The sequence below is a fragment of the Enterococcus sp. C102(2024) genome (assembly GCF_040888205.1).
Classification (GTDB): domain Bacteria; phylum Bacillota; class Bacilli; order Lactobacillales; family Enterococcaceae; genus Enterococcus; species Enterococcus faecalis.
The window spans coordinates 13,452-35,162 of sequence record NZ_JBFOHH010000005.1 but is presented as its reverse complement, the minus strand read 5'-3'; the positions used below and the strand labels follow the sequence as shown (position 1 = coordinate 35,162).

Sequence of the window (21,711 nt, the reverse complement as noted above, 5' to 3'; positions counted from 1 at the left end):
TTTTTTCGCACCCCATGCGAAAATTTTGAAGGTTCCTATTCTGACAAGGGTTACAACAGCTGTTATTTAATAATCGGCTCAAAAAAAGGGCGATTTCGGCAAATTTTTACCAAAATCCCCTGACAAAATTTTAAGATTCCGCTATTTTTAACAAGAAAAGCTCAAAATGTTAGCAACGAATACTAACATTTTGAGCTTTGTTTGATTGTTTTGACGCAGGCCTCTGAAAAAAAACAGTATTTTTTTCGCCCAGCCCGCTATTTTTCCGCAAGACTAACCAAGTAAGGCGCTAATGAATAGCCCTAAGGCATAGGTGCCATTGAAAACCATTAAGTTCTTAATGGAATGACGGAAACTTTTCGGCTGCGGCAATTCTTGTTTAAACGTTTGAATATTTTTCCAAATGACAGGCAAAGTGGCAAACGTGATTAACACAGGCCATTGATAAATACCACTAATGAAGCCGAATAAAATCACCAGATAACCAGCTAGCGCTAACACTTGAAACAGCACAATCCCTGCTGGGCGCCCAATATAATAGACTAATGTATAACGGTGGTTCTCAATATCCGTGTCTAAGTCCCGTAAATTGTTGGCGAGCATGATGTTAGCAATCGAACAGATCAAGGGTAAGGACGCCACGACAATCGCAAGTACCGCCCAGAGATTGCCGTCTAAACGAAAGGCGCCGCTAGCGAAATCGACCGTTAAGTAAAAAGGCGGATTGGTGACGACGTTCAAGTAAACGGTTAAGACGAAGATGCCTAAGCCCATCGTGAAGCCACTGAAAATTTCTCCCAAGGGCATGCGGGATAACGGAATCGGTCCATACGTGTAGAAAATACCGATGAAGCAGCAAATCCCGCCTAATACGAGGAAGAGCCAGCCTGTTTGAACCGTTAAGTAAGCACCCACAACGGCAGTGAAGGCAATCATGGCGAAAATCATGTCGCGGACCAGTTGTGGTGAAACGCCTGATTGTCCGATAATGTTTTCTTCATACTTGTAGACGTCCGATTTGGCTTTTTTGAAGTCCATGTAATTATTAATGGCGGTGGTGGCCATATCAAAGACCACCATACCAATGAAGAAAACCAGCGTGTTGCCCCACTGAACTTCCCCAAAATAGGTCATTGAAAACAAGACCCCGATAATAAAGGGAAAGAGACTGGCAAGCTTCGTCTGAATTTCCACTACTTTTAAAAACACATTTAAAGACATTTTTAGTCGCTCCTTATTTCAAATCGGCCCGATTCCCCATCGTATAGCCAGAGTCTTTGCCGATTTCAAAGTTGCCTTCGATATCTTTGCTGATGTAGACTTTGTCGTCTTTTGTGACGAAAATGGCATCGGTTCCTTTCAGACTTTCGACATATTCTAGTCCTTTTTTGACGCCCATTGAGAAGACGGCTGTTGAGAGACCATCACCATCGATGGATTTGCCGGTGATAATGGTGACACCTGCGATGTCGTTATCAAACGGATAGCCAGTTTCACGATCGAAGAGATGGTGGTACGTTTTGCCATCGACTTTTAAGTAGCGTTCATAAATTCCTGATGTGACTAAGGTTTTGTTGCTTTCTTTGACTTGACCTAAGACTGTGTTGCGGGCTTTATTCGGATCTTGAATCCCGACTGTCCAATCCATGTCTTTGCCACGTGGGCTGTGTCCTAAGACGTAAACATTCCCGCCTAAATCGACGATAGCGGTGGTGACGCCGTTGTCTTTGAGGACTTTCACGACTTCGTCGGTGATGAAGCCTTTGGCAATTGCGCCTAAATCCAATTGCATGCCTTTTTCTTCAAGGTAAACGGTTTGCTCTTTGTCGTTGAATTTGACTTTCGTGTAATCAACGAGTTTCAAGGCTTGATCAATTTCGGCTTGGCTTGGTTTGCGGGCATCATCGAAGCCAATGTGCCACATAGAGGTGATTGGGCCAATTGCCATGTCGAAGCCGCCGCGGGAGTCTTTGCTGTATTCATAGGCTTTTTTCAACAAAGGATACAGGTCATCTGAGACTTTGACTGGTTTTACGCCTGCTTCTTGGTTGATTTCATCAATTTCTGAACCTGGTTGGTTGACGGTGATTTTATCGCCTAGTTCTTTGACACGGGCAAAGGCTTTCGGTAAGACGTCTTCTTTGCCATCATCGTAGATGCGAATTTGAACGTAGGTACCAAGCATTGTTTGACGGTCAGAGTATGGTTCTGTATTAATTTTCGCTTCTGGTTTTGAGGAACAAGCAGCTGCCACAAACAGCACTGCTAGAACACTCACCATGAGCAGAAGTTTCTTTTTCATAGGATTCCCTCTTCTTTCCTTCTTTAATTAAAAAATAAGTTCTCTTGCATAGTAGCCTTTTTTGGAAAAAATGAAAAGTCTTTCTCTTGGAAATTCACAAATTTCTGTGAAAAAAATTTGTGAAATGATGGACAGAACTAGCGAAGAAAAAGGGGCGGGAAAGTCAGCTAACCGACTTTTTCCCAACCCCTCAATGGTGTCAAGTAATTGCTGAAAAGCGTTTCAGGAACTACTTCACGATTCATTTATTATTACTTATTTTGTTACGATGTTGTCAACAACGATTTCAGTTGTGTCGCCTTTTTCAGCAGCGTTCACTAATTGTTGTGCGTAGTTGATGAATGAATGTGTGCTGTGTGTTGCACCAGTTACCACTTCAACACCTGCAGGTGAGCCGTCTTCTTCGCCCATTGCTTTAACAAATTCTTTGTTTAATGTTTCGATATATTCTTTTGGTCCAACGCCAGCAACGTCTTTCATTTTGCTTTCGTATTCAGTGTCATCTTTTTTAGATTTGCCGTCAGCGTTCACGTTATCGTAGTTAGATTCAGTCACTTTACCATCTTTCACAGTCATTGAGAATGTTGTGTGGTAGCCGTTTGAGTCATTTTTTTCTTTCAATGAGTACGTACCATCTTTCAATGTTGCCCCATTGTCGATTTCGATTGTGTCTGTGTTACCAGCTTGTGCTGCTTGGATTAATTGTTGTGCGTAGTTTTGGAATGATTCAGATGAATGAGTCGCACCAGTTACTACTTCCACACCGCTTGCGCTTTGTGCTTTAACAAAAGAATCGTTTAATTGTTTGATGTATTCTTTTGGTCCAACACCAGATTTTGCTTTCATGCTTTCTTCATACTTAGTGTCTTCTGTTTTAGATTTGCCGTCAGCATTGATGTTGTCATATTTAGATTCAGTGATTTTGCCGTCTTTTACAGTCATTTCAAAGACTGCACGGTAACCATTTTTTTCATTTTTTTCTTCTAATTTATACGTACCATCTTTTAAATCGCCACCGGCAACTTTTTTCGCTGGTGCTGATGATTCAGTTGATTTTTTCGTTTCTGAAGATGCTGCGCTAGAAGAGTTCGTTGTGTTGTCTTTCTTGTCTGCACCACATGCTGCTAAGACTAAACTTGATAATGCAATTGCCGCAAAACCTTTAACAAATTTATTCACTTTCATTGATAGTCACCTTTTCTTTCATGATTTTCACAAACATAAAAAGTTTGTGATACATTACACATTATAATGGTTTTAAAAACGTTGTCAAGACCATCCCCTAAAAATATTTACATTTCGGTCTTTTTTTCATCAAAAACTCATCGTTGGAGTAAATTTGTTGACAATTAAAATTTATATTAGACAAATTCGTGAAATACTTATATAATGTTAGTCGATTGTGTACTTATTAATCATTATCACTATTTTACTACTTACAATATTAAGGAGCGGATTGTCAATGACAAAGCAAAATATTGTCGTTGTAGGTGCTGGGTATGCTGGCGTTTCAGCTACTAAATTTCTAGCAAAGAAATTTAAAAAAGATACGGACGTAACAATCACATTGATTGATCGCCATTCTTACCACACTATGATGACCGAATTGCATGAAGTAGCAGGCGGACGTGTTGAACCAGAAGCAATTCAATACGACTTACAACGTTTGTTCTCACGCAAGAAAAACGTAAAATTGGTAACAGATACTGTTACTGGGATCGACAAAGAAAATAAAGTTGTGAAAACTTTAGCAGGTTCTTATCCATTTGACCAGTTAATTCTGGGTATGGGTGGCGAACCAAACGACTTTGGAACACCAGGCGTGAAAGAAAATGGTTTCACCTTATGGTCATTTGATGATGCAGTGAAAATTCGTCATCACATTGAAGCAACCGTTGCTAAAGCAGCCATCGAACCAGATGCTGAAGTACGCAAAGCAATGTTAACATTCGTTGTCTGTGGTTCTGGTTTTACTGGGATCGAAATGGTCGGCGAATTAATCGACTGGAAAGATCGTTTAGCGAAAGATGCCAAAATTGATCCAGACGAAATTACATTAATGGTTGTTGAAGCAATGCCAACCATCTTAAACATGTTATCTCGTAACGATGCTGCCAAAGCAGAACGTTATCTAGAAAAGAAAAATGTTCAATTATTATTGAACTCACCAATCGTTGAAGTTGCAGCAGATCACATTAAATTAAAAGATGGTTCTGAAGTACCAACGCATACGTTAATCTGGACAGCTGGTGTGAAAGCAACTTCTGATGCCGCTGACTTTGGTTTAGAAGCAGCACGTGGTAGTCGTTTAGTTGCGAATGAATACATGCAAGCAAAAGGTTACGAAGACAAAAACATTTATATCATTGGTGACTTGGTTTATTACGAAGAAACACCAAATACACCAACTCCTCAAATCGTTCAAGCAGCTGAACAAACAGGTCATACTGCGGCTGCCAACATCGTTGCAGATATTAAAGGCGGCGAAAAACACGCCTTTAAAGGAAACTACCAAGGATTCATGGTTTCCATCGGCGCGAAATGGGGCGTTGCCAACTTATTCGATAAAATTCATTTGAGTGGTTTCTTAGCCATCATTATGAAACATATCGTTAACTTGAAATACTTCTTTGATATTCGTTCTGGTTACTACATGTTCCAATACATTATGCACGAAATCTTCCATATTAAAGATGATCGTTCTGTTGCTCGCGGACATACGTCTCGTTACGGCAATGTCTTGTGGAGTGTTCCGCTACGTGTCTTCTATGGTATGGTTTGGTTAGTCGAATCAATGAAGAAAATTGTCGGCAACGGCGATTACTTGAAACCAAGCACTTGGTTTGGTGATGGTTCTTGGTTCACAGATAAAGTCGTTTTCCCATTCCCTTGGTTACAAGAACAAGTAACAACAGGTGCTTCTCAAGCAACTGAAACAGCAACAACTGCTGCAAGTGGTGCGGCGGATGCGGCGGCAAGCGGTGGTGCCGATGCGGCAACACAAGCAGCGCACTTTGGTTTAAGCTACGCTTACGGCGAAACACCAATGCAAGTGTTTGATCACATGCCTAAATGGTTCGAAAGCGTAATGAAATTTATGATGCCAAACCAAGAAGTTGCTTTGTTCATGCAAAAATTCATGACAATCGTTGAAGTATGTATTGCTTTAGCATTGATTGCTGGTTTATTCACTTGGTTATCAAGTGCTGCTACAATTGGTTTAACAATTGCCTTCTGTTTATCTGGCATGTTCTATTGGGTAAATATCTGGTTTATCTTTGTCGCTTTTGCTTTGATGAACGGTTCAGGCCGTGCTGTCGGTTTAGACCGCTGGGTAATTCCATGGATTCAACGCAAACTTGGTAAAGCGTGGTATGGTACCCCGAAAGCTAGATACGGCGGTAAGTAAGCAATCGATAATCGATTGACAACTACGAGCAAAAGCTGAGACACATGTCTCCAGCTGACTATCATAGGATTTAGTATGTGGGACAGCAGTCAAGCATGACTTTTGTCCCACATATTTTCTTTTATATAATATGGTGGCTCAACTGGAAAAGAATACTTCTTTTCCGTTCATTATGTTATGATAGACAAGAAAAAAACACCAAAGGAGAGAGAAGAAAATGACGATCAAAGAATTCATTAAGAAAAGTCGCTTGAAAACATGGGACGTTATTATTATTGCTGTTTTAGTTCTTGGTTCTTTTCTGCCCCTTGTTGTTTTTGCCATGCAAAACCGTGGTCAAGAAGCGGCTACGTATCAAGCAGTCTTGAAAGTAGACAACAAAGTAATCAAAGTCTTTGACTTAAAAAAGGACGGCCCGCATTATACATATAAATACGAAGCAAAAGACGGTGATTACAACCTGATTGAAGTAGATGGTGATCGTATCCGCGTGAAGGAAGCCAACTGTGCTGACTTAGTGGATGTTCGGCGAGGCTGGATTTCCAAACCTGGTGAAACCCCGATTGCCTGTCTGCCCCACAATTTGTTTATCACCGTGGAAGCTTCTGATGGGAGTGAAGACGGTAGCTTAATTTATTAAGCACGACAACTATGAGCAAATTACACAAGAATATTTATATTGCTATGCTCGTTGCCCAAGGGGTCATTATTGGTTTAATCGAAAATATGATTCCTTACCCTTTCGCATTTGCTCCTGGGGCAAAGCTCGGTCTAGCAAATTTAATTACCATTATTGCGATTTTCACCATGCGTAAGCGTGATAGTTTTTTCCTGGTCTGTTTACGTTTGATTTTAACGACATTACTGGGCGGCACACTTTCGACCTTTTTCTATAGTGCCAGTGGTGCCTTATTAAGTTATTTCGGCATGTTGCTTGTCAAACAGCTGGGTCCAAAACGGGTCAGCATCATTGGGATTAGTGCCGTTGGTGGTTTCTTACACAACGTTGGTCAGTTGCTAACGACCTCTTTCTTTGCTCATTCGTGGGCGCCGATGCTGTACTTACCATTTCTATCTCTGTTTGGGTTACTTTCGGGGATTGCCATTGGGATTGCCGCTAATTATTTACTACAACATGTCCAGACGTTACGAAAATTCCAACTAAATTATGAACAAACAACGAAACATAAGTGGAGTCAATTTTTCTAATTGAAAACCTGTCCGCCACAATTAAAGGAGTCATCTTATGAATATACATCCTATGTGGAATACCTATCCTACGTTATCAAAAGAATTAACAACTACTCTTCGCTTGATGGAACAAGCGGTTCAAATCGATAATCAAGAGATTCAAGCTGCTGTCCATGACATGATTCATTCTGGCGGCAAATTGCTACGTCCAGCCTACCAACTGTTGTTCTCTTATTTTGGTGAACAGCGGGACCCTAAAAAGGCGACAGCGTTAGCGGCTTCCATTGAATTACTGCATACCGCCACGTTAGTTCACGACGATATTGTCGACGAAGCCGATACGCGTCGTGGCTTGCCAACATTGCGTTCGCGCTTTGGGAATAGCACAGCCGTGTATACAGGCGATTATCTTTTTGTTTGCTGTTTCAAGCTCTTATCTGATTATTCTTCTTCATTAAAAAGCATTCAATTAAATTCGCGCAGTATGGAAAAAGTCCTGACTGGTGAGCTTGGTCAAATGGACAATCGCTATAATTTCGAGGTAACAATTGACCAATATTTAAAAAACATTTCCGGGAAAACTGCGGAACTGTTTGCGCTAAGTTGTTTTGTCGGTGCCTATGAAAGTGGCACCTCCCAACGTTTTGCCAAACGTTGTGGTGAAATCGGCGAAAATATCGGACTGGCTTTTCAAATTATTGATGATATTTTGGACTATACACAAACTGCTGATGCTATCGGCAAACCCGTCTTAGAAGACGTACGTCAAGGCGTGTATTCTTTGCCCTTGATTTATGCACTTGAAGCCAATCGTGAAGTCTTGTTGCCACTTTTAATGAAAAAAGAAGCCTTGACCGATGAAGAAACACAGGAAATTTATCGTCTTGTCCATGAACTAGGTGGCGTAGAAAAGGCCCAACAATTAGCCACTCATTACACAGAAAAAGCGCTGAAAGAAATCAGCAAACTTCCTGAAACAAAGGCCCAAGCGAAAGAACAATTGTATGAAATTACACAAACGATTTTGACAAGAGAAAATTAAAGAAGCCGCTAAATCCTATTGAGGATTTAGCGGCTAGCTTTTTAGGTGATACCTTGGTATAATAAACACGAAGAGAGCGTACTAGACATACGCTCTCGGGTAGACCGTTTAAGACGGTAGCTTGATTTTAATACGGAAATAAACCCGTCAATCCTTGCTAAAGATTATGACGGGTTTATTTTTTGTCGTTTTTATTACTGATTTTGACAATTAATGTTGCGAAAGCAATCGCAAGCATCAATGCTTCAAAGACAGTCACTGCTATTCCTTTCTAGGGAAAGAGCAAACAAGCAAAAACATTGGGAGTCCCTCTTTTTTGAGAAATTGCCACCGTCATAAACTTCCTACTTGTGTAGTATAACACATTTGTACCTTGAAGGAATACGCTTTCTTTTTTTATTTACTATTCGACTTTTCCGTTTCAACTTGCTATAATAAACACGAAGAGAGCGTACTAGACATACGCTCTCGGGTAGACCGTTTAAGACGGTAGCTTTAATTGTGGATAAATAAACCCGTCAATCCTTGCTAAAGTTATGACGGGTTTATTTTTTGTCGTTTTTATTACTGATTTTGACAATTAACGTTGCGAAAGCGATCGCAAACATCAATGCTTCAAAGACAGTCACTACTATTCCTTTCTAGGGAAAGTGCAAACAAGCAAAAACATTGGCAGTCCCCCTTTTTTGAGAAATTGCCACCGTCATAAACTTCCTACTTGTGTAGTATAACACATTTGCACTTTGTTAGAAGGCGCTCTCTTTAAAAAAGTAGGAGCCCCAGAGAGATCTATAAAAAAGTGTCCAATTATCTATTGATAGATCTTTGGACACTTTTTTCTTATTAAACAAAGGGGTTATTCTGGCGCATCTTCCAGAGACCACCGCAATACTCCACTATACCTTCCGACTGGATCAGAAGGAAAAATCGTCAACTGAAGTTGTTTGGTCAAATTAGCGGTAGCGTTGCCGCTTCCTTGCAAAATAGGTTGGCTATCTGCATTAATTAGAACACGCTGATTCTTCTCACCATAACTTATTCTTTTGTCGAGTAACTCACCGCTTTCGTTCTTTAACGGTTGTTCTTCTTTTACTTTAATTGTCCACCGACTTTTATCAAGTTTGCTTGTATCTTCAATGCGGATTTCTTTATTTGTAATAGAAGAAATCATTGTCTCTGTTGCGGGAATTTCATTCACACCAAAATTGATTGTATCAGGTAAAATGAGCTTGGGCCCAGATTCTTTTTGAAGAGTCCGACTGTCTTTTTCTGACTCTTGATTGTTCTCATCTTTTATATAAAAGAAAACCTCTCGATTCAACCAATGTTCAGGAAAAGTATACGTAACTTTATCAACAACCGATTCTGGCGCATCTACATATTTTTTTAATTCTTTTTCTTCTGTGCCACACTTCGCTATTAAAGTTATATTGGTTGATGGATCATGAGAAAATGAAAAAGTAACTTCTCGCTGATTTGTAAAACGTGAGACCAATAGCGGATTTTCTTCATCCATCAATTTGAATTGTAATAACTTCTTTTCACGATAACGATGAATAATTGTTTGCTCCTCTGGAAGAAACATTCCTTGATCTTGTTGGGTCTTAATTGGTTCATAGCCAGCTATTTGGGGATACTGATTAGACAAGTCAAAAGGCGTGGTTAAAATCCCTTCTTTTGTGACTGGTTCATAAATAGCATTATCTTGTTCATTTAAAAACACAGCCGTTGCTTTCCCCACATAATTCACACTGGATGTAGCAGTCGTTTCCTCTAAATTTTCTCCATCTAAAAGAGTTCTTGCACTAAACGGCAAGTCTAATTTTCCATTTGAAATGAGCGCCGTATCGACTGGATTTTGAGTCCCTTGCCATTTCAAGTAAACTTTATATTGTAATACGGTATCGTAGAGACGACTATCTGACAGATTTTTTGTCATAATTTGGACATTTTCACCATCTGTTTGGCTAGTAAATAAATCCGTTAAATCTTCTCCTTTAAAGTCTGTAACTAAGACTTTGTCAAATTTATATTGCTTTGTTTGATTTACTTGGTTCAGGTTAACGTTTACAACCATTTGACTAGGTTTTGTCCACTGATCAATATTGGGAATGGTCTGTTGCACATTTAAACAAACAGCCGTCTCTGCATTTTCAAAATAAGTATCCATTGCGTAGGCTGGTGGAAATTCTGGTTTTGCCAAAAAATCCGTAAAGTAAACAATGGATGACGGCGTTGTGTCATTGTTGTGGACTACAAACGTAACAGTAGAAATACTTTTGGTCGTCATTTCAAAACGCTGGCGAGGGTCCCGCCAAGGTACCCCTGCAGTAACGTTTTTTAGATATAACCAATAATCATCGTCTCCGCCATCCCACGTATCGTAAAGAATATGTGTAGGATTTTCCGCATATAAGGCATCAATTATCGTTCCAGGGTTTTTATAGCCAACATATTTGTTTGAATTTAACCCATAGTAATTAAACGCTGTTTTTATCGTTAAGGGCTGACCATAATTATCAACAAAATCATAGGTAACCAGCATTTCGCCTTTAATCGTAATTCCTAAAAAATAGCTTTCAGTAAAACTAATTGATCCTCCATCCAAATTACTTTTATTCCGTTGTAATGTAACTAATAAATTAACTGCTTTTCCTTCATAGAACCCCACATTTTTTACTATTGCTTTACTTTTATTTGTCGTTCGACTAACTGCCATGTAGTTTGAATACACTTCGCCTTCAATTGGTTCGACGGATGTATTTTCGCCGTAATGCATAATAAATGTGTTTGCCGCTGGTGTAATCGATTGATTTGCCCAATGGAAATAGCCCAGTTCTGTTAATGGTCTAGGAGCAGCCTCTACTTTTTCAACTCCTAAAAAGATCCCTCCAACTATCCACAATAAAATCAATAAATAGTTATGTTTTTTCAATTGAGATTACAACCTCCTTACTTTTACTTGTAAAAAATAAAATAAATATTAAATAACAATTGATATTATTTGAAGATCCAAAGACAATTGTAATAGAATTTCTATGCTGTATCTACTCTAAAATATTTCTTAAAAATACCTAAAAAACGAAAGCTTATTTAACAATCGACTTTCCCGTTTCAACTTAGCATAATAAACACGATAAACATGAAGAGGTCAGGACAGAACCGATTAGTTCCGAAGGCGTTGGTTCTGTTTCTGCCGTTTATTAGGTTGCGAACGTTTAAGACGTCATCTTTAATTATAATCAACCTTCGGTAAAAGTTATGACAGGTTTATTTTTTATTACTGATTTTAGCAATAGACTAAACAGACCGACCATCAAAAAAGATGGTCGGTCTGTTTAGTCCATTGCTCTGCCCTTACTCCTTCTCCGACAATGCTCGCCAGACATCAAATGTTTGTTTTAAGCCTTGGACATTATGAACACGTAAAATTTCTACGCCTTGTTGTGCTGCATACAAGGAAGCAGCGGCTGAACCAAAATCACGGTTGGCTGGTTCTGGTTCGTTCGTTAAAGCGCCAATGGTTCGTTTGCGAGAAACGCCGTATAGTAACGGATAATCTTGGTAGCGAAAGGCGTTAGGATCTTTTAACAGTTGAAGGTTTTCTGCGACAGTTTTATGAAAGCCAATCCCTGGATCGAAACAAATTTTTTCTAAGGAAAGCCCATATTTTTGGCATTGTTCAATTTTTTCTGTATAAAATTGGTGTAACTCTTCTTTTAAAGAAAGAGATTGGCGTTTTCTAGAATGCATAATCACAACTTGGATTTCAGGGTATTGCGCGAGGACTTCTGCCATCCCCGGAGTGTCTAATCCTTTGATGTCATTAATCATTGTGGCGCCAGCTTGGATCGCGGCTTCCGCTACTTCGGGATAGTAGGTGTCCACAGAAATCGGCGCTAGAGAAGTCTCACGTATTTTTTTTATTAATGGTAATACTCGTTCTGCCTCAACTTGTGGAGAAACTTCTTCGTAGCCAGGGCGTGTGGATTGGCCGCCAATGTCTAAAATATCGGCCCCCGCTTCTAGTAGATGAAGCGCATGTTGATAGGCCACGTCGACCGTTGTGTAGCTACCGCCATCAGAAAAAGAGTCGGGGGTCGTGTTGACAATCCCCATAATTTGGTAATTCTTTTTTAAATCAATCATTGTCACATTGCTCCTTTATCTGCTGAATCATCTTTCGTAAAGCCCGCATTCTAGGACTTATTTTCATTCGTTCACTTGTGGACAACTCCGCTAAGGTTTTGCCTCGGTCTGGTAAATAAATAATCGGATCAAAACCATAACCGCCTGTACCGCGCGGTTCAACTAATTCACCAGTCAAAGTGGCTTCCGTTTGCAACAGTTTGTCGTCATCGAGTACATAGACCAACGTGGCTGATAAGGTTAACTCTCGGGTCGACTGTTGCCCTTCAAATAAGTGCAACAGTTCGCGGTTCTGTTCTTCCGGATTGGCTGAATGGAAAAAGCGGCTTGTATAAATCCCTAATAAATCAGGAAAAGCAGTTAACGTTAAGCCGCCATCATCACCTAACATTGGGCGGCCAATTAATTGTTGGAAAAAGCGAGCTTTTAGATAAGCATTTTCAGCATACGTAGTACCAGTTTCTGCCGGTTGTTCTTGACTGGTGGTATACTTTCGATAAGAGACAAGTTGAATAGCATGGTCCTTAAGTCCTGATTGCATTTCTTTTAACTTACCTTGGTTATTCGTGCCAACAATGATTTCCATTTTCTAACGTATCTCCATTAAAAATTGATTTTTCCACTCTTGTTCTTTAAATAGTCCTGTAAATTGAAATGTTTTGGTGCTACTTTGTGGTGTTTTCACGCCGCGCATCGTCATACACATATGTTCCGCTTCAATGGCTACTGCAATGCCTTTGACGGGAATATTTTCTTGGAGTTTGCGGGCAATTGTCACTGTTAAATCTTCTTGAACTGTGGGACGTTTGGCACAATGTTCTACTAATCTTGGTAACTTGCTTAGTCCCAATACTTTGCCACCTTCTGGCAGATAAGCGACATGTACTTTTCCATAAAATGGCAATAAATGGTGTTCACACATTGAATAAAAGGCAATATCTTTTACTAGAACCATTTCGCCTTCATTTAAGCTATCAAATAATTTATAATCGTCAAATTCAGATTCGGTTAATCCACTAAAAACTTCTGCATACATTTTAGCTACACGTTTGGGTGTATCAATGAGTCCTGACCGTTGAGTATCTTCCCCCACTGCTTCTAAGATTGTGATAACTGCCTGCTCAATTTGCGTTTGTTTTTCCTGCTCCATCTCTACCATTCCTTTTCGCTTACTCGCACTTCTTCTTGATTGCCACTGCGCTGAATCCACGTAGCTATTGGCGTGCCCAATAATTGTTCCTCTGCGTAAACATCACTTAAGGGAATCAAAACAAATGACCGTTTTGTTAATTCTTGATGAGGAACTTGTAAGTGGGGCAACGCGACTGACTGTTCCCCTAATAATAAAATATCAATATCAATAATCCGCGGACCCCAGTGAATTAATTTTTTACGTTTCATTACTTGCTCAATCCCTTGGGTAACAGCCAATAACTCTTCAGCGGTATAGCTAGTATCAATTTTCAATACGGCGTTCAAAAAATCATCTTGGTCTGTATAGCCGTAAGGATCCGTTTCATAAAGTTTTGAAGAAGCCACGACCTGAATCTGCGGGTCTTCGTTTAAATAATTGCGGGCTTTCACTAAATTTGCGTATGGATCGCCGACGTTACTACCTAATGCTACATAGCCAATCATCTATACTTCTCGCTCCATTTCAATTTCAATATTGTCAAAAAGGCCGGGCATCGGCACACTATATTTTCTAATTTTAATGATAATTTTGTTCAATTGTTCTTGATAATCTGCGGAAATATCATCTAAAATAGCACTCGCTAAACCTTCGATTAAATCGTACGAGTGATTGTTTACTCGTTGGGCAATCAATTCATTCACTTCGGCATAATTGACGGTTTGGGTGACATCATCTGTTCGCCCTGCCTCGGCTAGCGACAACTGCATTTCAAGGTCGATTTCTAATTGCTGTCCTAGACGTTTTTCTTCTGCCAAAACACCATTTTTTGTGAAAAATTTCAAGTTGTTAATTCTAATTTTATCCATCCTCTAACTCCCTACCCTCTGTTTTGCTGATTTTTTTAATCATAGCATATTTCTTGGAAAAGTCAGTAGTTAAAAGATGTTATTGTTTATTTAATAGCAATTATTTGCTTATCAACCACTAGTTGATTGAAACATATAGCGGAATAGACTACTCTAAAAGCAAGGAGGTAACGAATAATGTTAATCCAAACTATTTTAAAAACACGGAGAATAACTAATCACTATACGCAAGAACAAATTGCCCACAAATTACATGTCACTACACAAGCTGTTTCCAAATGGGAAACTGGCCAATCCATCCCTTCAATTGATAATTTACTGATGCTTTCTGATTTATACAATGTTTCTATTGATGAGCTAATCCAAGGTAGTCCTTATTTTAAAAAGCCCCAAGTTGTTGGAAAAATTTATAATCTAAAAAAAGGAATTTTATTTTGTATTGTTTGGACTTGTTTCTCTTTGCTACTTACTGGTTTTGGTTATCAACCTTTTTGGTTGTTTAGTGCAATCATATTTATCGGTCTACTTTTAGTTTTTCCAATCATCTTTTCAGATTATTGGATAATTAACCAACAAGATATTATGGTCCATCAATTCTCCAGAAACCCGATTCTGAAAATCATTGAATGCATAAAAAACAATTCTACACAAATAAAAATTCCTTATTCTGAAATTGAATCCATAGAAATCATTTATACCAAAAAGATAAGAGCGTCCGCTTTTGATAGTAGTCCCGACTATTTTTACTTGCTAGTCACCTATAATAATCAAACCACAAAGTTATATTTAGATATCTATGCCAAAAGATTTTTACCACAATTTATTGCGTTTTTATCTCGACAAAGAATTACTATTATAGATAAATCTGAAATCATTGAATTACTCGTTTCTGATACTTCCTTATATCAACATTTTAATGAAAAAAATGTTGCAACTGATAATAGAAAATAGCTAATTTCATCACGTTTGTCAGCACCCAATTGGTTATAAATTGAATGAAATAACTCGTGTATTCAAAAAAGAGCGTTGCATCAGCAACGCTCTTTTTTGGGGTTTATTCGCCTTTTATCGCATTGTTACAAATTCTTCTGAGCCTGTTGGATGAATCGCAACAGTATTATCAAAATCAGCTTTGGTCGCGCCCATTTTAATAGCGACTGCAAAGCCTTGTAGCATCTCGTCAACACCGATGCCGATGCCATGCAAACCGACAATTTTTTCTTCTTTGCCGACACAGATTAATTTCATGTCGCATTTTTGACGGTATTCTCCTAAAGCGAAATACATTGGCGTAAAGCTAGAGCGATAGATTTTCACTTGGTCTTCACCATATTCTTCAAGCGCTGCTTTTTCCGTCAAGCCAATTGTCGCAACTGGTGGATGGGTAAAGACCACCGTTGGCACCAAGTTATAATCCAAATATAAATCGGTTTGTCCGTTAAATAAGCGTTCAGACAGGCGCCGACCAGCGGCAATCGCGACTGGCGTTAAGTCGATTTTCCCAATGACATCGCCGACTGCGTAGATGCCATTTTGCGTGGTATTTTGGAATTTATCTACTTTGACGTAGCCTTTTTCATCAAGAGCTACTTTCGTATTTTCTAAGCCTAATTGATCCGTGTTCGGCTGACGGCCTGTCCCGAAAATCACGGCATCTGTCGTGATTGATTCACCATTTTCAAATGTAATAACGTACTCATTCTGCGCCTTTTTTTCAATTTTAGCTGGTGTTGCATTCGGATGAATTTGCATGCCCATTTCTTGATAGCGTTCTACGACTTTTTCAGAAAGCATGTCATCAAAGCTTCGTAATGGTCGTTCATGACGGAAGGCCCAATGTGTTTCTGCGCCTAAGCCATGTAAGGTTCCTGCTAATTCGGCTGCGATGTAACCTGCACCGACAAAGACCACACGTTTTGGCATTTCTTCTAATGCAAAGAAGCCGTTTGAATCTAAGGCATATTCTTCTCCTGGAATACCTAGTTTTTTCGGACGACCACCTGTCGCGATTAAAATGTGCGGCGCCGTATATTCTGTCCCATTGACTTCAATTGTTTGCTCCCCAGTAAACGTAGCGTAACCATGGATACGTTCAATGTTGTTACTGTCTAAACCACGATTATACGCACCATGTAAGAAGTCGATATATTTTTCACGATTTTCAACTAATTGTTTAAAGCTAAAATTTTTGATTTCAACATCAAACCCGTAGCCTGCTGTGTCTCTTTCCATCATTTCCATCATGCTGCTGGCTTGCCACATGACTTTTTTAGGCACACAACCAACGTTGACACAGGTCCCACCAATTTCGTTGCCCTCAATTAAAAGGACGTTGGCTCCGTGCATTCCTGCGCGGTTAGCAGAAGCAATCCCGCCACTACCGCCACCAATAACAATATAATCATAGGTTTTCATTTATTCTGGCTCCCTTTCAATTTGAACTTTCTCCCTTATTATCGCAAAAAATAGCAAAAAAAGACAGTCGTATTACTTACTTTTGTTTAGTTTTCTGCCGCTTCTGTTTCATGGATTCGTTCCGTAAAAGCACTGGGGGAAAGGAATTCAATCGTAGCATTGTCGAAGGGAATTCCTAAATCTTCTTTCGTTACGTTTGGATTCATTGTAATGACATAAAGTGTTTTGCCTAAGGAAAGTGCAATCCCAATTTCTAAGTAACTTAGTCGGTCAAAGTCACCATTAATAAAAACGTAGGTTGCTTCGTGAAGATACCGTTTTATCACTTCAATATCTGTAAACATTCCGGTTTGAACACAATCTGCTAAACCGAAGCCCACACCCCCCGCACAGCCATGCTCATCTTCAAACAGCTGAGGATCTACCAAAAGGTCCGTTTGAATACGAGGGTTTTGACCAATTTGGTAGGCGAATAATTTAGCCATAGTTATTCCTCCTTCTTTTTGATTACTCGTTAGAACGTAATAATTCAAGAACAATTTCTGTTTTGTCCTGCTCCGTTTGAATAGCTGTTCCTAATATCTTTTCTATTTCTTCTTTAGGTAATTTAAAAGCTTGATTTAGTTGACTTGCAGGAATGACTTGGTGCTCTAAAATCATGTGGTAAACTTTTTGGAAAACTTCTGGCTGTTCGATAGTCAGTTGTTCATCGTAAGGCTCTTTCGTTTTCCATTTATTTTTAGCAATTCTTTTATTTAAATAGAGACGTTGATCATCATTAATTAACGCTAATGTGTATGTTTTTTGAATCATTGATTGAAGAGAAACTTTCCAATACTTTTTCAAATCAATATAGTATTCTAACGAAATAGACAAGAGCGAATCAGAAAAAGCCGCTGAAGGAAGTAGAAAATGCGCAGCAAATAGATTTGCTTGATACTCAATAATGTTCTTTAATTCTGTTTGCGAATACTCATGAATACTTTCAACACCGTTGTGTAATAAAATATGTCCTAGTTCATGCGCCACGTTAAAACGACGACGGACAGCAGATTCATGATTATCTGTGAGCATAATAAACGGCCGACCAATCATCCAACGCGAGACCGCATCTAGTGTTGGATTGGACATGTTGGCTTCTGAAATAATCACACCATTTTGTTCAGCTAACTGAATGAGATTAGGGACTGGCGAAATCAAGTCTAAGCCCCAAATTTTCCGTAATTCCTCAGCCTTTTTCACAATTTCTTCTTCTGTGATTTCATAAATACTCTTTTCAATTAATTCTGGTAAACAAACTTTGGGAAAGTTCACATATGTTGCTAATACTTTATACACTTCTTGCACATATTTTAACCGCTCTTTTTGCATATCTCTTACTTTCTTCGTCGCCGCACTTCGGCTTCTAAAAAAAGTTGCGCCTGAATACAATTCAAATGTATCTGCTGAAAAGAAACTACGGGGAAATTGTAAAACAGAAATTAGTTTTAATATGCTATCTGCTTTAGGAATTGTTTTTCCCGATTCGTAATTCGAAATTATTTGCCTAGATAGCTCTGCTTTCTCGGCTAATTCTTTCATTGTTAATCCTCGTGCAATGCGAGCCGAAGTTAATTGCTTTGGATTAAAAATCAACCTCTCGTTCATTTTCTAGCCCTCTCCTTATCAGTTCGTCAGCGGTTGACGTAAAAGTCAAATGTAGGTCCTTACGAACTTCCTCTGGATTTTTTAAAAGAACTGGTGCCTGCGTAATATCAATTTGGTCAATCCAACGACCAACTCCCATATCTGGTAACCCTAATCTAACAAAACGTAATTGATGATTTGATCCGCCATAAGTTAGTAATAAGAATGGCGGTTGATTGGCATCATAATACTCATTCAAATCTTCTGGTTTGTCAAATAAATTATACTGCTTATTCAATAAGCTCCCACGATTTCTAAATAATGCCTTTTTAGGAACTGAAGCTTCTGATAAAACTTTAGCTGGCGTCAAAATTGCTCCTTTGGTTTCAATCATTAAGTACGTATGACCATTGACATATCGACTACTAGCTTTGTCAGCTATTTCATGCGGGATTGCTGATGAAGTTAACACTTGTTTTAAACCAACATCAACCAATCCATGCCGAACGTGTCCCCAAACTTTTTTCATTTCTGCTCGTTGAAAAATAGATTCTCTTTCTGTTAGCTCATTTAAGTAGCGATATGCTTCTCTTATGCTTAACGATAAAACACCAACCATTCGTGCATCACAATTTCTTTTTAAATGTTCTTTTAAAATACTCATTATTTTCTCTCCTTTTTTCACAACACCCCAACAACATACCATGTTAACATTTTGCCTTTTCTAAAAAAATATGTCAACACAAAAAAATAAACCTAGGAAGGTAAGTCATTTCGACTTACCTTCCTAACTCTGAATTTTAAAATAAACGGCGAGACAATCATAGCTTCTTCTGAACTCTTCAGAATAATACTTCAATTGACAGTACTAGCCCAACCTTATATTTCAAATAACTATTCTTATAACTTTTGTTTTGCACTGGTCCTCAATACATGTTCCCAACCACTTTTACTCGTAAGCGGGTTGCATTTTCTGGATGATAGGCGAGTGGTGTTTCTTCCACCTCGACTAACTCGATTGTGCCAGGGACTGCACCTGCAAGTTCAGCTTGTTGGACGGCTTTTTCTTGGGCATCGGCCAACGCCGCGTCCCGTTGGATTTTTGAATAGACATAAATTTGTTCGTATTGTCCGCTAATCTGAGCGATAGAGGCACCGATGGCATTCGCCACTGCTCCGTTTTCGTTGCGAATTAGCGCTTTAACGCCTGTCAATTCTTCGGGGATGATAATACTCCCACCACCAACTAAAACGACCGTCACGTCTGCGGAACTGGTCTTCATGCGATCAATCGCTTCACTGACCAATTCGCCAATTTTTTGGTACACTTTTTCCGCAAACGCTTGGTCTAAATGAGCCACTTTACTAGGGTCACCGACTTGGGCATGGCCTAAGCGAACCGCAATATCAGTGGTCGTTAATTGTGTGCCGCCAAAAATAAGGGCCTCTTGTGTAATATGGTAGCCGACACTGTCGGGGCCAACTGTCACAGAACCATCTGGTTGTTCACGCACTAGACTGCCGCCGCCGACACCAATTGACACGATATCTGGCATTCTAAAATTGGTCCGTACCCCGCCAACATCAACGGCCAGTGAAGATTCTCTTGGAAAGCCATCCACTAACACGCCAATGTCGGACGTTGTGCCACCAACATCTAAGACAACCGCATCTTTCAAGCCGGCTAAGTAAGAAGCCCCACGAATACTATTGGTTGGTCCACAAGCAATGGTTAAAATAGGAAACTGTTTGGCGTACGTTAACGACATTAACGTACCATCATTTTGACATAAGTACACTTGGGCGTGATGAATTTTTTCTTGTTCTAAGGCTTGTTCAAAGCCTTCGCTGGTCACTTTAATTACTTTGTGCAACGCAGCATTTAAAATTGTCGCATTTTCCCGTTCAATTAAACCGACAGATCCAATCATTGAGGAGCAAGATACAGGAACATCTGCCCCTAACACTTCCTTCGCAAGCGCTTGAACAAACAATTCTTGGTCATTTTTTAAAGAAGAAAAAACGCCAATTACTGCGATTGCCTCTACTTCTCCTCGCCAAGAGGCCAAAATCCCACGCAATTCTTCTTCGTCCAGTGCAGTCAATGGTTGTCCATCATATTCGTAGCCGCCATGTGCTAAAGCATACGTTTCTGAAAGAGTGGCCACTAAATCCTTGGGCCAAGCTGTGTAAGGCAAGACCGAAGCGGTTGCTGGATAGCCCAAACGAAGGACCCCAACTTTTGCTAATTTTTTTCGCTCGACAATGGCATTCGTACATTGGGTCGTGCCCAACATTGCATGTGTGACTTTAGTTGGGTCCACTGCTGATTCTGCCAAGACTTTATTTAAGGCACCGGCAATCCCTGTTTGAATATCATCGGTTGTTGGAACTTTCACTGAATGAATCAAGTTTAATTGATGATCTAAAATAACAGCATCTGTATTTGTGCCGCCGACATCGATACCGATTTTATACATTTATTTGTCCTCCTTCGCTACTAAGTTTTCTAGTGGTTGATAATCCATTTCGTAGCCGAAATACCGAGGACCCACTGTTTCGATACCTTTTTTCGTTCGCCAGGCGGCATTCGCTTTCAAGCCCATTACTTGGACACGTTTGCCGTATTTCAAGCTTTCTGTTGTCACAGGCGTTAAAGTTTCTAAATCTACCATACAAATCAAATCAGGCGTCATCGCAATTACCTGACCATCTTTCTCGGCAATTAAATTTTCATTTTGAAAATGGACGACTGCTTCTGAACCAGCATCACTGTTTAAGCCACTCAATTTGACACGTCCCAAATTGAAGCCACCTTTTACTTCTCGTTCCACATCTAGAATTTTTCCTTGGAACAATTCAAACCCATCCGTAACTTCTACTAATGCTTGGCGTTTTTCTTGTTCATCTGCATAGGTACCTCGAATCACTTTGCCAATTTCTTCTGATAATGTCACGATGTTGTGAATACCATAGTCTTGTAATTGTTTGCCTGTCGCGGGATAAATGCTCACTAAAGCACTGGCGCCCATTTCAACCGTTTGGACACGGGCAAGACGTTCTGTCCAAGTATTATCAATCGTTTCCATAATGCCAATATTTCCTTTTTCATCGGTAATTGCCATAGGGGTCGCTGACATCCCATTCAAATGGAACGTTACCATAGGCAATTCTGGAAAGGCCCGACCCATACCATCACAATCCACCAAGGGAATGCCTAGCTTCGCTGCAACAACAATTGGAATCATTGAATTGACGCCCCCAGCTTCCATTGGAAAGGTTCCCGCAATCGTTTCTTGGTCTAAATATTTTCCTAACTTCTCAAAGACACGGACGAATTCGTCGCCTTTGGGAAATTTTTCAATTGCGACAGATGGGGCACCCATCATTGCGGCGGGTAGGAAAAAATCCTCCGCGGCAATTTCTTCTGGAGAAACCAGTTTGACAGGTCCGTTTTCTTCGATGGCGGACAAAGCCATCATTTTACCAATGTAGGGATCACCGCCACCTCCTGTCCCTAAAAAAGCTGCTCCTGTGGCTATATTCTCAATTGCTTCTGCATCTAAATAACGCATT

At 39.7% G+C, this 21,711-nt stretch carries 20 protein-coding genes; 5 read left to right on the top strand and 15 right to left on the bottom strand.

Annotation, left to right across the window (positions count from 1 at the left end):
- Positions 1-273: 273 nt before the first annotated feature.
- The 3 genes from menA to pplA form a co-directional block, all read right to left on the bottom strand.
- Positions 274-1,221, bottom strand: coding sequence for a 1,4-dihydroxy-2-naphthoate polyprenyltransferase (gene menA / locus AB3I34_RS10425; protein WP_085444186.1), 948 nt, complete (start codon positions 1,219-1,221; stop codon positions 274-276).
- Positions 1,222-1,234: 13 nt separating this feature from the next.
- The gene (locus AB3I34_RS10420; RefSeq protein ID WP_368027846.1) at positions 1,235-2,302 is read right to left on the bottom strand and encodes an FAD:protein FMN transferase; all 1,068 of its coding nucleotides are present in this window, start codon (positions 2,300-2,302) and stop codon (positions 1,235-1,237) included.
- Positions 2,303-2,557: 255 nt separating this feature from the next.
- Complete coding sequence (gene pplA, locus AB3I34_RS10415; protein WP_002378870.1) at positions 2,558-3,487, bottom strand: extracellular electron transfer flavoprotein PplA; 930 nt, start codon at positions 3,485-3,487, stop codon at positions 2,558-2,560.
- 277 nt (positions 3,488-3,764) lie between these two features.
- Between pplA and AB3I34_RS10410 the strand changes: the two genes are divergently transcribed.
- From AB3I34_RS10410 to AB3I34_RS10395, 4 genes are all read left to right on the top strand, one after another.
- Entirely contained in the window at positions 3,765-5,711 is a 1,947-nt protein-coding gene (locus AB3I34_RS10410; RefSeq protein ID WP_002354747.1) for an NAD(P)/FAD-dependent oxidoreductase, read from the top strand.
- 217 nt (positions 5,712-5,928) lie between these two features.
- Complete coding sequence (locus tag AB3I34_RS10405; protein WP_002358956.1) at positions 5,929-6,351, top strand: NusG domain II-containing protein; 423 nt, start codon at positions 5,929-5,931, stop codon at positions 6,349-6,351.
- A gap of 11 nt (positions 6,352-6,362) precedes the next feature.
- Positions 6,363-6,920: a Gx transporter family protein gene (locus tag AB3I34_RS10400; protein ID WP_002354743.1), complete on the top strand. Its 558-nt coding sequence runs from the start codon at positions 6,363-6,365 to the stop codon at positions 6,918-6,920.
- 37 nt (positions 6,921-6,957) lie between these two features.
- Positions 6,958-7,944: a polyprenyl synthetase family protein gene (locus AB3I34_RS10395; protein ID WP_002358954.1), complete on the top strand. Its 987-nt coding sequence runs from the start codon at positions 6,958-6,960 to the stop codon at positions 7,942-7,944.
- A gap of 856 nt (positions 7,945-8,800) precedes the next feature.
- Here AB3I34_RS10395 and AB3I34_RS10390 read toward each other — a convergent pair.
- The 6 genes from AB3I34_RS10390 to folB form a co-directional block, all read right to left on the bottom strand.
- Positions 8,801-10,849: a hypothetical protein gene (locus AB3I34_RS10390; protein WP_025191050.1), complete on the bottom strand. Its 2,049-nt coding sequence runs from the start codon at positions 10,847-10,849 to the stop codon at positions 8,801-8,803.
- 452 nt (positions 10,850-11,301) lie between these two features.
- Complete coding sequence (folP, locus tag AB3I34_RS10385) at positions 11,302-12,093, bottom strand: dihydropteroate synthase (protein ID WP_010706955.1); 792 nt, start codon at positions 12,091-12,093, stop codon at positions 11,302-11,304.
- Complete coding sequence (locus tag AB3I34_RS10380) at positions 12,086-12,679, bottom strand: non-canonical purine NTP pyrophosphatase (RefSeq protein WP_002415410.1); 594 nt, start codon at positions 12,677-12,679, stop codon at positions 12,086-12,088. The genes folP and AB3I34_RS10380 overlap by 8 nt, the downstream gene beginning before the upstream one ends.
- Positions 12,680-12,682: 3 nt before the next feature.
- Positions 12,683-13,252 (bottom strand): GTP cyclohydrolase I FolE, encoded by a 570-nt coding sequence (gene folE / locus AB3I34_RS10375; RefSeq protein ID WP_002415412.1) that lies wholly within the window; start codon positions 13,250-13,252, stop codon positions 12,683-12,685.
- Positions 13,246-13,731 carry a 2-amino-4-hydroxy-6-hydroxymethyldihydropteridine diphosphokinase gene (folK, locus tag AB3I34_RS10370; protein WP_002410681.1) on the bottom strand — a complete coding sequence of 162 codons (486 nt, stop codon included), beginning with the start codon at positions 13,729-13,731 and terminating at the stop codon, positions 13,246-13,248. The genes folE and folK overlap by 7 nt, the downstream gene beginning before the upstream one ends.
- Positions 13,732-14,094, bottom strand: coding sequence for a dihydroneopterin aldolase (gene folB, locus AB3I34_RS10365; protein ID WP_002415413.1), 363 nt, complete (start codon positions 14,092-14,094; stop codon positions 13,732-13,734).
- A gap of 177 nt (positions 14,095-14,271) precedes the next feature.
- Between folB and AB3I34_RS10360 the strand changes: the two genes are divergently transcribed.
- Positions 14,272-15,045 carry a helix-turn-helix domain-containing protein gene (locus tag AB3I34_RS10360; protein ID WP_002415414.1) on the top strand — a complete coding sequence of 258 codons (774 nt, stop codon included), beginning with the start codon at positions 14,272-14,274 and terminating at the stop codon, positions 15,043-15,045.
- A gap of 114 nt (positions 15,046-15,159) precedes the next feature.
- Here AB3I34_RS10360 and gor read toward each other — a convergent pair whose 3' ends face one another.
- The 6 genes from gor to AB3I34_RS10330 all read right to left on the bottom strand — a co-directional run bounded on the left by gor (position 15,160) and on the right by AB3I34_RS10330 (position 21,710).
- A complete protein-coding gene (gene gor / locus AB3I34_RS10355) occupies positions 15,160-16,509 on the bottom strand; it encodes a glutathione-disulfide reductase (RefSeq protein ID WP_002415415.1) in 1,350 nt (449 codons plus the stop codon).
- An 86-nt stretch (positions 16,510-16,595) separates the two neighbouring features.
- Positions 16,596-16,994: a hypothetical protein gene (locus tag AB3I34_RS10350; protein WP_002375430.1), complete on the bottom strand. Its 399-nt coding sequence runs from the start codon at positions 16,992-16,994 to the stop codon at positions 16,596-16,598.
- Positions 16,995-17,016: 22 nt separating this feature from the next.
- Positions 17,017-18,156 carry an ImmA/IrrE family metallo-endopeptidase gene (locus AB3I34_RS10345; protein ID WP_002415417.1) on the bottom strand — a complete coding sequence of 380 codons (1,140 nt, stop codon included), beginning with the start codon at positions 18,154-18,156 and terminating at the stop codon, positions 17,017-17,019.
- Positions 18,134-18,799, bottom strand: a complete 666-nt coding sequence (locus AB3I34_RS10340; RefSeq protein ID WP_010712919.1) for a hypothetical protein — start codon at positions 18,797-18,799, stop codon at positions 18,134-18,136. Before AB3I34_RS10340 ends, AB3I34_RS10345 begins: the two co-directional genes overlap by 23 nt.
- A gap of 262 nt (positions 18,800-19,061) precedes the next feature.
- Positions 19,062-20,615 (bottom strand): hydantoinase/oxoprolinase N-terminal domain-containing protein, encoded by a 1,554-nt coding sequence (locus AB3I34_RS10335; protein WP_002415419.1) that lies wholly within the window; start codon positions 20,613-20,615, stop codon positions 19,062-19,064.
- A complete protein-coding gene (locus tag AB3I34_RS10330; RefSeq protein ID WP_002354727.1) occupies positions 20,616-21,710 on the bottom strand; it encodes a DUF917 domain-containing protein in 1,095 nt (364 codons plus the stop codon).
- Position 21,711 lies beyond the last annotated feature (1 nt).

Excerpts from the sequence above, each read along its gene's own strand:
- AB3I34_RS10335 (WP_002415419.1), bottom strand. The coding sequence starts at position 20,615 with ATGTATAAAATCGGTATCGATGTCGGCGGCACAAATACAGATGCTGTT.
- gor (WP_002415415.1), bottom strand. The coding sequence starts at position 16,509 with ATGAAAACCTATGATTATATTGTTATTGGTGGCGGTAGTGGCGGGATT.
- pplA (WP_002378870.1), bottom strand. The coding sequence starts at position 3,487 with ATGAAAGTGAATAAATTTGTTAAAGGTTTTGCGGCAATTGCATTATCA.
- AB3I34_RS10360 (WP_002415414.1), top strand. The coding sequence starts at position 14,272 with ATGTTAATCCAAACTATTTTAAAAACACGGAGAATAACTAATCACTAT.
- AB3I34_RS10405 (WP_002358956.1), top strand. The coding sequence starts at position 5,929 with ATGACGATCAAAGAATTCATTAAGAAAAGTCGCTTGAAAACATGGGAC.
- AB3I34_RS10345 (WP_002415417.1), bottom strand. The coding sequence starts at position 18,156 with ATGAACGAGAGGTTGATTTTTAATCCAAAGCAATTAACTTCGGCTCGC.
- folP (WP_010706955.1), bottom strand. The coding sequence starts at position 12,093 with ATGATTGATTTAAAAAAGAATTACCAAATTATGGGGATTGTCAACACG.
- folE (WP_002415412.1), bottom strand. The coding sequence starts at position 13,252 with ATGGTAGAGATGGAGCAGGAAAAACAAACGCAAATTGAGCAGGCAGTT.
- AB3I34_RS10380 (WP_002415410.1), bottom strand. The coding sequence starts at position 12,679 with ATGGAAATCATTGTTGGCACGAATAACCAAGGTAAGTTAAAAGAAATG.
- menA (WP_085444186.1), bottom strand. The coding sequence starts at position 1,221 with ATGTCTTTAAATGTGTTTTTAAAAGTAGTGGAAATTCAGACGAAGCTT.
- folB (WP_002415413.1), bottom strand. The coding sequence starts at position 14,094 with ATGGATAAAATTAGAATTAACAACTTGAAATTTTTCACAAAAAATGGT.
- AB3I34_RS10395 (WP_002358954.1), top strand. The coding sequence starts at position 6,958 with ATGAATATACATCCTATGTGGAATACCTATCCTACGTTATCAAAAGAA.
- AB3I34_RS10330 (WP_002354727.1), bottom strand. The coding sequence starts at position 21,710 with ATGCGTTATTTAGATGCAGAAGCAATTGAGAATATAGCCACAGGAGCA.
- AB3I34_RS10350 (WP_002375430.1), bottom strand. The coding sequence starts at position 16,994 with ATGGCTAAATTATTCGCCTACCAAATTGGTCAAAACCCTCGTATTCAA.
- AB3I34_RS10410 (WP_002354747.1), top strand. The coding sequence starts at position 3,765 with ATGACAAAGCAAAATATTGTCGTTGTAGGTGCTGGGTATGCTGGCGTT.
- folK (WP_002410681.1), bottom strand. The coding sequence starts at position 13,731 with ATGATTGGCTATGTAGCATTAGGTAGTAACGTCGGCGATCCATACGCA.
- AB3I34_RS10340 (WP_010712919.1), bottom strand. The coding sequence starts at position 18,799 with ATGAGTATTTTAAAAGAACATTTAAAAAGAAATTGTGATGCACGAATG.
- AB3I34_RS10420 (WP_368027846.1), bottom strand. The coding sequence starts at position 2,302 with ATGAAAAAGAAACTTCTGCTCATGGTGAGTGTTCTAGCAGTGCTGTTT.
- AB3I34_RS10400 (WP_002354743.1), top strand. The coding sequence starts at position 6,363 with ATGAGCAAATTACACAAGAATATTTATATTGCTATGCTCGTTGCCCAA.